The sequence below is a fragment of the Sneathiella sp. genome (genome assembly GCF_002694385.1).
Classification (GTDB): Bacteria; Pseudomonadota; Alphaproteobacteria; order Sneathiellales; family Sneathiellaceae; genus Sneathiella.
Genome location: NZ_NZMB01000010.1, coordinates 282950 through 295365, shown reverse-complemented (window position 1 = coordinate 295365; position 12416 = coordinate 282950). Strand labels below are relative to the sequence as shown.

General features: G+C 56.3%; 11 protein-coding genes. 3 read left to right on the top strand and 8 right to left on the bottom strand.

The features are described 5' to 3' along the window. Nucleotides 1-87: 87 nt before the first annotated feature. Together CMN55_RS06045 and CMN55_RS06040 are read left to right on the top strand one after the other, a co-directional pair. Nucleotides 88-1284 (top strand): acyl-CoA dehydrogenase family protein, encoded by a 1197-nt coding sequence (locus CMN55_RS06045; RefSeq protein WP_293948647.1) that lies wholly within the window; start codon nucleotides 88-90, stop codon nucleotides 1282-1284. Between the two features lie 12 nt (nucleotides 1285-1296). Then, entirely contained in the window at nucleotides 1297-2430 is a 1134-nt protein-coding gene (locus CMN55_RS06040; protein WP_293948646.1) for an acyl-CoA dehydrogenase family protein, read from the top strand. A 75-nt stretch (nucleotides 2431-2505) separates the two neighbouring features. Here the strand turns inward: CMN55_RS06040 and CMN55_RS06035 are convergent, their stop codons facing one another. The 8 genes from CMN55_RS06035 to CMN55_RS06000 all read right to left on the bottom strand — a co-directional run bounded on the left by CMN55_RS06035 (nucleotide 2506) and on the right by CMN55_RS06000 (nucleotide 9844). Then, nucleotides 2506-3003, bottom strand: coding sequence for a DUF1643 domain-containing protein (locus tag CMN55_RS06035; protein WP_293948645.1), 498 nt, complete (start codon nucleotides 3001-3003; stop codon nucleotides 2506-2508). Beyond that, on the bottom strand, nucleotides 2993-3655 hold the full coding sequence (locus tag CMN55_RS06030; protein ID WP_293948644.1) for a glutathione S-transferase: 663 nt from the start codon (nucleotides 3653-3655) through the stop codon (nucleotides 2993-2995). The genes CMN55_RS06035 and CMN55_RS06030 overlap by 11 nt, the downstream gene beginning before the upstream one ends. Before the next feature lie 92 nt (nucleotides 3656-3747). Then, the gene (locus tag CMN55_RS06025) at nucleotides 3748-4473 is read right to left on the bottom strand and encodes a hypothetical protein (protein ID WP_293948643.1); all 726 of its coding nucleotides are present in this window, start codon (nucleotides 4471-4473) and stop codon (nucleotides 3748-3750) included. A gap of 314 nt (nucleotides 4474-4787) precedes the next feature. Beyond that, nucleotides 4788-5147 carry a hypothetical protein gene (locus tag CMN55_RS06020; protein WP_293948642.1) on the bottom strand — a complete coding sequence of 120 codons (360 nt, stop codon included), beginning with the start codon at nucleotides 5145-5147 and terminating at the stop codon, nucleotides 4788-4790. A gap of 115 nt (nucleotides 5148-5262) precedes the next feature. Further along, complete coding sequence (locus CMN55_RS06015) at nucleotides 5263-5952, bottom strand: fumarylacetoacetate hydrolase family protein (RefSeq protein ID WP_293948641.1); 690 nt, start codon at nucleotides 5950-5952, stop codon at nucleotides 5263-5265. Between the two features lie 16 nt (nucleotides 5953-5968). Then, a complete protein-coding gene (locus CMN55_RS06010; protein ID WP_293948640.1) occupies nucleotides 5969-6460 on the bottom strand; it encodes a hypothetical protein in 492 nt (163 codons plus the stop codon). Nucleotides 6461-6487: 27 nt separating this feature from the next. Next, nucleotides 6488-6898 (bottom strand): RNA-binding S4 domain-containing protein, encoded by a 411-nt coding sequence (locus tag CMN55_RS06005; RefSeq protein WP_293948639.1) that lies wholly within the window; start codon nucleotides 6896-6898, stop codon nucleotides 6488-6490. A gap of 3 nt (nucleotides 6899-6901) precedes the next feature. Then, nucleotides 6902-9844, bottom strand: a complete 2943-nt coding sequence (locus CMN55_RS06000; protein WP_293948638.1) for a helicase-related protein — start codon at nucleotides 9842-9844, stop codon at nucleotides 6902-6904. Nucleotides 9845-10221: 377 nt separating this feature from the next. Here CMN55_RS06000 and scpA point away from each other — a divergent pair, with 377 nt between their 5' ends. Further along, nucleotides 10222-12372, top strand: coding sequence for a methylmalonyl-CoA mutase (scpA, locus tag CMN55_RS05995; protein ID WP_293948637.1), 2151 nt, complete (start codon nucleotides 10222-10224; stop codon nucleotides 12370-12372). Nucleotides 12373-12416: the final 44 nt, after the last annotated feature.

Here is a 12416-nt window from a genome sequence, read left to right as displayed (position 1 = left end):
AAGCCATGCTTGCAAAGAAGGAAAAGCCAGCCTAGCATGGGCCCAAAATGGGCCCAAAGAACCCCATGAAAATAATGGAGAAACCGGATGGATCTATCATTTAGTAAAGAAGACTTGGCATTCCGCGACGAGGTGCGGGAATTTCTTGCGACATCCCTGCCTGATGACGTGAAGGAACGCTTTGACCGCGGGCTACATGCCACCAAGGAAGGGCAGGTTCGCTGGCAGAAAATTCTCAACGAAAAAGGCTGGTTGGCGCCGAACTGGCCAAAGGAATATGGCGGCACGGGCTGGACCGTCACGCAGAAATATATTGCTGCCCATGAATTCGGGCATGCCTCGGCGCCGATCGCGCTGCCGTTCGGGGTAAGTATGGTTGGGCCGGTGATCTATACCTTCGGTAATCAGGAGCAGAAGGACTATTATCTGCCGCGTATCCTGAACTCCGATGACTGGTGGTGTCAGGGCTATTCCGAGCCGGGCTCGGGTTCCGACCTTGCATCCCTGCAGACGAAAGCTGTCCGCGACGGGGATGATTACATCGTGAACGGCCAGAAAATCTGGACGACCTTCGCGCAGAATGCGGACATGATTTTCTGTCTCGTGCGCACTGATAGCTCCGTCAAGCAGCAGGAGGGAATTTCCTTCCTTCTCATTGACATGAAAACGCCGGGCATCACCGTGAAGCCGATTATCGGCCTCGATAAGGAACACAGCCTCAATGAGGTCTTCTTTGAAGACGTCCGTGTTCCGGTCAAGAACCGGATCGGGGAAGAAAACAAGGGATGGACCTACGCCAAATTCCTTCTTGGAAACGAACGTAATGGTATCGCGCGCGTTGCCCGTTCAAAGCGGCAGGTCGAACGGCTCCATGTGATTGCCAAAACCGAGCGGAGCGGGGGACGCCCGCTTGCGGAAGATCCAGATTTCATGAACAAGCTCAACCGGATCGAGGTTGACCTGATGGCGCTGGAATATACCGAACTCCGGTATCTATCGATGATGTCGCATGGCAAGAATCTGTCGGCGGAACCGTCCGTTCTGAAAATCAAGGGAACGGAAATCCAGCAACGGCTGACCAGTCTGCTGGTGGAATCCCTCGGCATGTATGGCGCGCCATATGAAGCGGAGCAAAATTACGAAGGTCGTAATGAAGCGCAGGTCGGGCCGGATTATGGGTTTGGGCCGATGGCAGAGCATCTTTACTTGCGGGCGGCGACGATCTACGGCGGCAGTAACGAAATTCAGCGCAACATCATCTCCAAAATGGTTCTGGGATTATAAGGAAATTAAAAAATGGACTTTGAACTTTCCGATGAGCAGAACCTGCTCAAAGACAGCGTCGAACGGTTTGTTAAGGATAACTACTCCGCCGAAGCGCGGGCCAAGCTCTCTGAAACGGAAACGGGCTTCAGCCGCAACCATTGGAAGAAGATGGCCGAGCTCGGATGGCTTGGACTTCCTTTCTCCGAAGAGGTGGGCGGTTTTGGCGGCACGGCTGTCGAAACCATGATCATGATGGAAAGCATGGGCCGCGGTCTGGTGCTGGAGCCTTTCCTGACAACGGTAGTCATGGGCGGCGGACTGGTTGCAGAGGCGGGTAATGATACCCAGATCGAAGCGATCATCCCGGCGGTTATTGAAGGCGAACTTATGCTTGCCTTCGCCTATGCGGAGCCGCAATCCCGCTTTGATCTCAATGACGTTGAAACAACGGCAAAAAAATCCGGTGATGGTTATGTTTTGAACGGCCATAAGTCTGTCGTCTATCATGCGACAACGGCGGATAAGATTATCGTCTCGGCCCGCACCGGCGGTAGTTCCCGGGATGAGGATGGGATTTCCCTCTTCATCGTGGATAATAATACCGCAGGGTTGAGCCGCCGCGATTATCGCACAATCGATGGTCAGCGGGCCGCCGATGTGACGCTTGACAATGTAAAAGTCGGGTCCGATGCGCTGCTGGGCAGTGAAGGCAAGGCCTACCCGGTGATTGAAAAGATCGTGGACCGGGCCATTGCCGCCCTCTGTGCAGAGGCGGTTGGCGCGATGCAGGCGGCCATTGAGATCACCAATGGATATCTTAAGGAGCGCAAACAGTTTGGGGCGCCAATCGGCAAGTTCCAGGTTTTGCAGCATCGTATGGTCGATATGTATATGGAGGCGGAGCAATCCAAATCCATGTCCGATATGGTGGCGATGAAGCTGGGTCTTGATGATGTGCAGGACCGTCGCCGGTCTGTGGCCGCCGCCAAGGCGAAAATCGGCCAGGGCGCCAAATTCGTCGGCGAGCAGGCAGTGCAGCTGCATGGCGGCATGGGGATGACGGATGAATATTCCATCGGTCACTATTTCAAGCGTCTGATGACCATTGAAATGCTTCTTGGCAATACCGACTATCATTTCAAACGCTATGCGGCGCTGGCCTGATCGGCTGCCCGTTACACATGATCGGACCGGAGAGGGACATCCTCTCCGGTTTTTTATGTTTTTTTGGCAGATGACTTAGAAATTCGGCCAGGGAACGGGCTGTTTGCGATAGGAAAGATAGAGCGGGTGGCCCGGCAGTCCCTTCATTGTCAAGGAAAGGACATGGGGGCGAATCCCGTGCTGCTTCAGCAGCTTTGTTACCTCCTGATGTCGGTCCTGATGGGTCCCGTGACTTCCCCATGCACAGATGACCATTGCCGCTGATCTTGCCGTTTCGATAAGGACCGCATCATTCTCCGGACCGACGGGTTGTGCGCACGCTTTGAGGTTGCGGGGATCGGTTGCTCGATAGGCGAAGATGTTGATGACATCCAGCGCGGCGAACCCCATATCCACGGCGCGGCGGTGGCATCGTTCGATGGTCGGATCGTTATGGGTGGCGTCCGCCGTCGATGGGTTCAGCATAATGAAGGCAACGCCCGGTCCGCTGCGCCAGCGCCGCCAGAGGCGGTAGCGATAGGCACCGCAGGGGCTGAAATTGGCCCCGGAATCGCGAAAATATTCAGGCTGCATCGGATTTTTGCAACAGCTCGCCGACGGTTCCCGGCGTCCAGAGCGGGCGCTTTTTCATGATGTCCCGAAAGGCGGTCCCGTTTGTAAAATCCGTCAGCCAGGCCCGCACCCTCGGATAGGGAGCGTTGGCGAACCAGTCGGGATCGACATTGGCGAACTGGCGGATGAAGGGGAAGATGGCAATGTCAGCAAGAGTCTGCCGCTCTCCCAACAGATAGCGGTTGGAGGCGAGACGCTGTTCAAGCCGGGAGAGAAAAGCTTCCCCCTCCGCGCGATAGGCTTCCCTCGGATGATCCGGGAAACGCACATGGTATTTGTAGCGATCAAGATTTGTTTTGAAGTGGCCATCATTTTCCGCAATCAGATCGAAGGCCGTGTCCGACGCCGTGCGGTCATGCGGCAGCCAACCGTCCGGGTCGTGCCCGCTCAGCGCCCAGAGCATGATATCAATGCTCTCTTCCAGTACGTCGCCATTGTCAAGGACGAGGACGGGAACGGTTCCCTTCGGGCTTGCCGTCAGCATTTCCGGCGGTTTGTCCTTCAGCAGGATGTTGCGTAGCTCCACCGGGCGGCCGGAGCCGAGAATAGCCATCCGCGCCCGCATGGCGTAGGGACAGCGGCGGAAACTGTAGAGAATGGGCAGGGTCGTCATATCGTGGTTCGATGCAGGCATCATATCGGTTATTGGTTGATAGCGGGCGAAATCTCGCCAGTTCGGTCCAACCTAACGGATGTCTGTGATTTTTACCAGCGCAGGCGGTTCACCCGGCGGCGCATGGCTGCCCGAAGGGTCTCTTTGCGCTCAAAATCAATATCGACAATGGGCTCATCCGAAGAAAATTCGAATGCCGGAATATCGGAGGCCGCCGTCCCGCCAGCTTCGTAATGTTCCGCCGTCCCGTTCCCGGTTTTGCGAGCCGGATGCAAATCTACGACTTCGACGGTTTCCCGATGAACCGGCCGTTGACGCACCCGTTCGCGCGTCGGAGATTTCAGGATGTCGATTTCTTCCGGCGCGAGATCAGGGGAAATATGATAATCCGCCGCGGCAGGATCGGCAGCAACGGTTGGTTTGCTTTTCCCCTGTTTGCGGGTTGCGGTCTCCGCTTTGCCGCCAAAGCGCATTTCCGGGGCCGGCTCTCCAAATTCGATGGGTTCTTCGACGGCTTCGAAAATCTCCATCTTCGGTGGCTGCGCCTGATACCGGCGGGAGCGCTCGCGGAATGTTTCTTCACGAACCCGGCTTTGCGCATTTTCCTGCGGTTTGGATTTTGTAAACGCCGCATCCTTTTCCTTGAGATAGGGAAGCTGCATTTCAATTCGCTCGACCAGCGTCAGCATGGCGTCTTTCAGGCGTCTGTTACGATCCCGTAGCTGCCGGTTCTCGGCGAGCAACACCCGTTCCCGCGCGGAAATGATCTGCGCCTGGCTGAAGAGAGGTTTTCCCGGATTTTGTCGAGCGAAGCTCATATGGTGCGTTATTCCGTTTCATCCTCGATGATTGGGCGCAATCCGGCTATTGCGACCGTGACGACCTGCGTCAAATTGCAGTCTGTATTTTAACGGGAAAAAAGCGGCGAAACTACAGAAAATCTAAGATTTATGGTTAATTTCAATCAAAATTGAACTAATTTTTCGAAAAAAGTTAAAAACCGCTCGAAATGCGATGGATATTACCGAAATGGGAGCATTTTTGCATCTGAATATCATGGAAAATTAAGCCATATCATTGGCTTATGGTTAACATGCGGCAGAATCCATATCGGGTGAAGCCTCTATGCGGGTTATTTGCTGGCGACAATATCTTCCAGTCTGCAATTCCCCATGGCATAGCTGCGCTCGATCTGACAGGCTTTGTTCATGTCGACAACATAATGCCCGGTACAGCTGTTAAAGCGCATCCAGGCCTGATAATTATAGTCGTTGCCAACCTCTCCATCCGATAGATAGGAGGTGAGATAATCGGTCCCGGTTATTTTATCCCGGTCAATGGCAAGGCGGTCGATTTCCTGCTCGACGACGGGTTTACAATCTTCCGGTGCATAAGGCGTGAGGCTGCTTTGCAGATAGTCGGGATTTCCCGCGCAGGAGGCGACTGAGACAAAAATAAGGCTGCAAAAAAACAGTCTGTTCAAATTCTTCATGGCTCCCCTGCCGTGCATGTGCGGTTTTGAATGGCGTTGATTGCCATCCCATTCTGTCGATTTAACGCCATAGCCGGGGAATTCAATTCGGTCGGCTTTGCGATAATAAAATAAACTATCCTGTTATGGTGATCTCCAGCGTCTCCAGCCCTTCGGCCGTGGCGACCACATGATCTCCCGGAACCAGCGGGCCGACCCCTGCCGGTGTGCCGCTGTAGATCAGATCCCCCGGCGCAAGCGTGAAGGAGTGCGAGAGATGTTCAATGATTTCGTCTATCGTCCAGATGAGCCGGTTCGTTGACGAGGATTGACGCACATCACCATTGACCGTCAGACTGATTTGCAAATCGTCGGGGTGGGCCAGCTGATCCGCAGGCGTAATGGGTCCGCAGGGGGCGGACTGGTCAAATGCCTTGCCGCTGTCCCAGGGGCGACGCGTCTGCTTCGCCTCATCCTGCAAATCCCGGCGGGTCATGTCGATGCCGATGGCGTAGCCGAAGATATGTTCGCGCGCCTTGTCCTTCGATATATTGTCGCCGCCCTTGCCGATGGCGATCACCAGTTCCAGCTCGTGATGCAGCTTTTCGGTCAGCTTCGGATAGGTCATTTCCGAACCGCTTTCCAGAATGGCATCCGCCGGTTTGGTAAAGAAGAAAGGGGGCTCGCGATTGGGGTCCCCCCCCATTTCGAGGGCGTGATCGGCATAATTGCGCCCGACGCAGAAAATCCGCCGGACGGGATAGCGCAGATCACTCCCCTGAATGGCGAGGGATGGTGTCGGGATGGGATCGAATGCAAATTGCATGAGCTGTTCCTCTGGCTTATAGCGTTTCCGCGTTCTGTTTCCAGCCCGTCAAATCCTTCATCAGGGTCTGTTGCGCTGGCTTATCCAGTGAGCGGACCCAGTCCCGGAAGCCCTGAACCAGCTCAGCGGCAGTGAGTTCTTCATCATAGGCATTGAACAGCAGCTCTTTATATTCCTCCAGCGTGGCGCATTCAAATTCATTATCCCGTGGATCGAAGGCGTTGATTTTTTCCTGTACTTCCGGCCTGGACATGGCGGCATAAAAAGGGATGTCTTCTTCCAGATCATAGCCGCCCCAGCCGAGCCACCAGGCATCGCTTCTAGGATTGCCGAGGTTCCAGGCATAGAAGACTTCCGCCTCGATATCGCGGGCGGCGCTTTTGGCGGCGGCTTCCAGTTTCTTGGCATTTTCTGTCTCGCTCAGGAACACCTGCGCAACCTTGAAATAGCCGATGCCGTCCGCATCCCATGCGGTAAAAAACTTGTCGAACGGTGTAGTGGTATTCACCTGAATGTCCTTTGTGGCGCGATTTTCCTATTCCTCGATCTTCGCGCGCAATTTGTCAAGCGCGCGCCGATCCGCTTTCGTGGGCCGTCCCGCACCCGCGTCCCGCGTTGCAACCGGTGCCGCCGGGGGGTCCCTCTCCGCTTTCCGCTCGATCGGGGCGAGATCCTCATAAAGAGTCCGGGCCTCTGCGGCGGGGCCGCGCCGGGCGCCGATATCAAGAATGCGGATGACGCGGATGGCCTTGCCTTGCGCGAAAGTGAGGATATCGTCGGGTTTCACCATGGCGCTGGCTTTCGTCACGATCACGCTGTTGAGGCGCAGCTTGCGGGACTGCACGACCTTTGCCGCCAGCGACCGGCTTTTGAAAAAGCGTGCATACCAGAGCCATTTATCGACGCGAATGCTGGGGGAGGAAGCGGTGCCGGTGCCCTCACTCATGCGCTATTTTTTGCCGAGGGTCTTCAGAATGGCGAAGGGTGAATCGGGGTCGATCTCCTTTTCTTTCTCCTTCACCTGCGGACGTTTTTGCTCGGTCTGTTTCCCTTTGGATTTCTTGCGGTCAGTCGCCGTAGGCTTCTGTTCATTCTTCTGCGGTTGCGGGCGCGGGCCGCGGGCCTTTTTCTTGAAGGATTTTTTGCGATAGGTGAGATCTTCCCCTTCGCCTTCCGCAACATAGCCGAGCTTGTCGAGAATCAAGGCAAACTGTTCCCGCGTCGTGCCGACAAGGGAAAGCATTTCATGCGTTGGCTTGAACGGCAGATTGCGGGGCATGTCCCTTTTCTTTGCCGATGTTTCTGGCGTTGCGGCTGGAGTTGCTCCTTCCTCCCCGGAAGAGGCCGCCGGTGCTTCGGTTTCACCTTCCGCCGTTACAGTCGCCGCGGCGACGCTTTCCTGAGGGGCGGCAATCTCCGCCTCTTTTACGCTTGCCGTGGCATCGGCGCCATCCGTACCAGTCTCCGCAATCGGCGCTGCTGCGTTGCTTTCCGGCACTTCCGCTGAATTTTCGCCGGTTACATCCACAGTCGCTTCAGCCGCTGTATCGGGTGCGGCTTCCGAGGGGGCTTCAGCCGTTGCGGGCGGCGGAGTGGTCTCCAGCAGCCCGCGCGAGGCGCGGCGGAGAAGGCTTGCCAACCGGTCGAGCATATCCAGACGCACGGCGAGCTTGTCAAAAACCGCATAACCCGCTGTCATATAATAGGTCCAGGGCAGTTTGCCGTCGATCTCGAAGGAGACCCGGCCTGCAGGCGGGGCGGGTGGAATTTCACGCCGTTCCTGATAAACAGCCCAGAGCAGGCAGCGCAGTGCCGTCGGATCGGGTTTCAGCAGGATCGGCATAAAGACATGTTCATAGCCAACCCGGATGCCGCCGAATTTGAGGCGCCCGTAATCTTTTTTATCGAGTAGGCGAATCTGGTCGTTGAGTTTGAAGCGCTGCATGGCGCCAAGATTTTCACTGAGCTGGAAGGCAATGCCGCGCGCAGGTCCGGCAAGCGGCAGGGATTCGAGCTGTACGAGGGGCTTGAGGCGGTTTTCGATTGTGCCGGAGAGCCAGTCATTGAGACGTCGGGTCACCGCTTCCTGCGCCGAACCGTTAAGCTGTTCACTGGCCAGCAGGATGAGGCGCGGCTTGAGAATACTTTCCCCTTTTGCCAGCGTGGCGACGGGAGTTTCCTGCCAGATGACCTTGCCTGTTTCATCGAGAGCGATGTCCGCATCTTCCGCCGCCGCGAGGCGGGCCGCACGGGTTGCAATTTCGGCGGCGACGGCCTTGTTCCCGGCATTGCGAAGCGTTCGTGCTTCGGTATTGTTGAGGCTGGTGTCGGCGGTAAATCTCAAGCCTTTGAGGGTTCCGAGATAATGTCCCTCGATATGGACCTCTCCGGCGTCGTTAATCTGTGCTTCCAATTGACTTCTGTCTTTCAGTTTTCGCACCAGCATCGCGGTGCGGCGGTCTACAAATCTCTGGGTCAGCCGCTCATGCAGAGCGTCTGAAAGTTTATCTTCTATGGCACGCGCGGCATCCTGCCAGTACCGGTAATCGTCCATCCACTCCGAAACGTGGGAAATATACGTCCAAGTCCGCGTATGAGCAATACGTGTTGCGAGCGTATCGATGTCTCCATCGGTTTTATCAAGGCTTTTCAGATGACCAGCCACCCAGTCAGTGGGCAGCTTTCCCTGTTTTCCCTGAAGATGGATATAGATTTCCCCAAGTAGTCTGACATGGGCATCATGCATGGTTTTCCGAAAATCCGGCACCTGACAGACATGCCATAACTGACGCACCTTGAGCATTGATTGTGAATGCCTTTTGATCTCCTCATCCCGGATCAGGGTTTTAAAGGCATTATAGTCATCCGGCTCACGCGGAGAGATCATGCCCTCTATCGTTGGCAGCTTTTCGAGGGAGCGGAGCAGATCACGCGGCGTTGTGAAATCCAGCTCCTGATTGCGCCAGCGGATATTGCGCACCGGATCAAACTCATGGTTCTCTATTTTCTCGATCAGCTCTTCTTCCAGTGGTTCCACATTGGCGGTGGTGCCGAAGCTGCCATTGTTCATATGCCGCCCGGCCCGCCCGGCAATCTGGGCGAATTCCGTCGGATACAGGCGGCGTGACAGGGCGCCGTCATATTTCACTGTCCCCGCAAAGGCGACATGGTCGATATCCATGTTGAGGCCCATGCCAATGGCGTCGGTTGCCACCAGATAGTCCACATCCCCGGACTGATAGAGGGCAACCTGGGCATTGCGGGTGCGCGGGGACAGGCTGCCCATGACAACCGCCGCGCCGCCGCGCTGACGCCGGACCAGCTCAGCGATGGCATAGACGTCACTTGATGAAAAGGCAACGATGGCCGTGCGGGGACGCAGGCGGGAGATTTTCTTGGCGCCGCGATAGGTCAGCTTTGAAAAACGCGGGCGGCTTACAAAGGAGGCGTCCGGTATCAGTCGCTTGATCCAGGGCCGGATGGTTTCCGCGCCAAGAAATAATGTCTCTTCCCGTCCGCGAGCGTAGAGAAGGCGGTCCGTGAAGATATGCCCCCGCTCGGGATCTTCGGCGAGCTGTATCTCATCAACGGCCAGAAATTCAAATCCCCGGTCGAGCGGCATCGCCTCCACCGTGCAGATGAAATAGGCGGCCTGCGGAGGGATGATTTTCTCCTCCCCCGTGACAAGTGCAACATTTGCGGCGCCCTTCACCGCGACGACCCGCTCATAAACCTCGCGGGCCAGCAGGCGGAGCGGCAGGCCGATCACGCCGTCCCGGTGTCCCATCATCCGCTCGACCGCCAGATGGGTTTTGCCGGTATTGGTCGGGCCCAGGATGGCGGTAACATGGCTTGTCTTGAACGTCCGGGGAGATATGTTGCCGGAATGCATTCCTGATCAGCTCCTCAGTGGAGACATAGTGTTGCCTCGCACATACCTTAATTTCAGCGCTTCCGGCAAGTCGAGGATCCACCGTTCGCTGCTGCTGCCCCATTATATGGCGATTATGACGAAAATATCTCCTGTATCCGTCGGAAAATTGAAAAATATCGGGCGGGCGCCCCCTTTGACCGGTGTGCCATATATATGAAGCGTATCCGGAAATCGGGCGGATTTCGGCGCGTGGAGTTAAGCTAACGCTCGTTTGGTGTTTGCGAAAATTTATGATATAGCTCCCGCGCTATGTTACAATCATGCCGAACCGGCCAAACCGGGGCGCCATCAGGCAGCGACAGAACGGCGGAATAATAAAAGGTGGAATAGAAAGAATGAGCGACTTTCCAAAGCAGACATTGCCGGACTGGGAAAAGCTGGCGGAAAAAGAATTGCGGGGCCGAAAGGCGAGCGATTTGAACTGGGAAACGCCCGAAGGCATTACTGTAAAGCCGCTATACACATCTGCGGATACGGCCGATCTGGATATTGCCGATGATCTGCCCGGGGTTGCCCCGTTCAAACGGGGCGTGCGCGCCACCATGTATGCGAACCGCCCGTGGACGATTCGCCAATATGCCGGCTTTTCGACGGCCGAAGAATCGAACGCCTTTTATCGGCGCAACCTGGCGGCGGGGCAGAAAGGCCTTTCCGTCGCTTTCGATCTGGCGACCCACCGCGGGTATGATTCGGATCATCCGCGCGTCGTCGGCGATGTCGGCAAGGCGGGCGTTGCCATCGACAGTGTCGAGGATATGAAAATCCTGTTCGATGGCATTCCGCTCGATGAAATGTCCGTTTCCATGACGATGAACGGTGCGGTTCTGCCGATCATGGCAAACTATATCGTTGCCGCGGAAGAGCAGGGCGTGTCGCCGGACAAGCTGGCCGGGACCATCCAGAATGATATTCTGAAGGAGTTTATGGTCCGCAACACTTATATCTACCCGCCGGAACCCAGCATGCGGATTATCGGGGATATCATCGGCTATACATCGGCCAAAATGCCCCGCTTCAACTCCATTTCCATTTCCGGCTATCATATGCAGGAAGCGGGCGCGACACAGGTGCAGGAACTGGCCTTCACCCTTGCGGACGGGCTGGAATATGCCCGCGCTGCCATGGCGAGCGGATTGAAGATCGACGATTTCGCGCCGCGCCTCAGCTTCTTTTTTGCCATTGGCATGAACTTCTTTATGGAAATCGCGAAACTTCGTGCGGCCCGCATCCTGTGGGCGCGGATGATCAAGGAGTTCGAGCCAAAAAACCAGAGCTCTTTGATGCTGCGGACCCATTGTCAGACATCAGGCGTCAGCCTGACCGAGCAGGACCCCTATAACAACGTCATCCGCACGGCCTATGAGGCCATGGCGGCCGTTCTTGGCGGAACGCAGAGCCTGCATACCAATGCGCTGGACGAGGCGATTGCCCTGCCGACCGACTTTTCAGCCCGTATTGCCCGCAATACGCAGCTAATCCTGTCGGAGGAAACCGGCGTCCCCCATGTGATTGATCCGCTTGGTGGCAGCTATTATGTCGAAAGCCTGACCAATTCCCTTGTCGAGGAAGCCTGGAAGCTGATCGAGGAAGTTGAGGAAATGGGCGGCATGACCAAAGCCGTTGAAAGCGGTATGCCAAAGCTAAGAATCGAGGAATCAGCCGCCCGCCGTCAGGCCCGGATCGACCGGGGCGAAGAGGTGATTGTCGGCGTTAACAAATACCGGATCGACAAGGACGACAGCAATATCGAAATTCTCGATGTGGATAATACCGAAGTGCTGCGTCAGCAGGTTGCCCGCCTTGAGAAAATCCGCGCAAGCCGGGATGAAGCCGCCTGTCAGGCGGCGCTGGAGGCCCTTACAAAGGGCGCGGAAGGCAATGCCAATCTGCTGGAGCTTAGTGTCAATGCGGCACGGGCGCGGGCGACGGTTGGCGAGATTTCCGATGCCATGGAAAAAGTCTTTACCCGCCATCGTGCGGAAATCCGTTCAATTTCCGGCGTTTATGGCTCCGCTTATGAAGGGGACAAGGGATTCATGCAAATTGCTGCGGATATCGACGCCTTTACGGCAGAAGAGGGGCGCCGTCCCCGTATGCTCGTTGTGAAGGTTGGTCAGGATGGTCACGACCGCGGCGCCAAAGTGGTTGCCACGGCCTTCGCCGATATCGGTTTTGACGTCGATGTCGGGCCCTTGTTCCAGACCCCTGCGGAAGCCGCACAGGACGCCATCGAAAGTGACGTGCATGTCATCGGCATTTCGTCGCTGGCGGCGGGTCACAAGACGCTGGTGCCGCAGATCATTGCCGAGCTGAAGAAGCAGGGCGCGGATGACATTCTGGTCATTTGTGGCGGTGTTATCCCGGCGCAGGATTATCAGGCACTTTATGATGCGGGCGTTGCCGCCATCTTTGGCCCGGGGACCAATATCCCTGAGTCTGCCGCAAAAGTCCTCGACCTGATCCGCAAGCGGCGCAAGGCGGCTTGACCTTGACCCTGCCTGTCGCGGTATGATCCCCATCAGGGACCGCA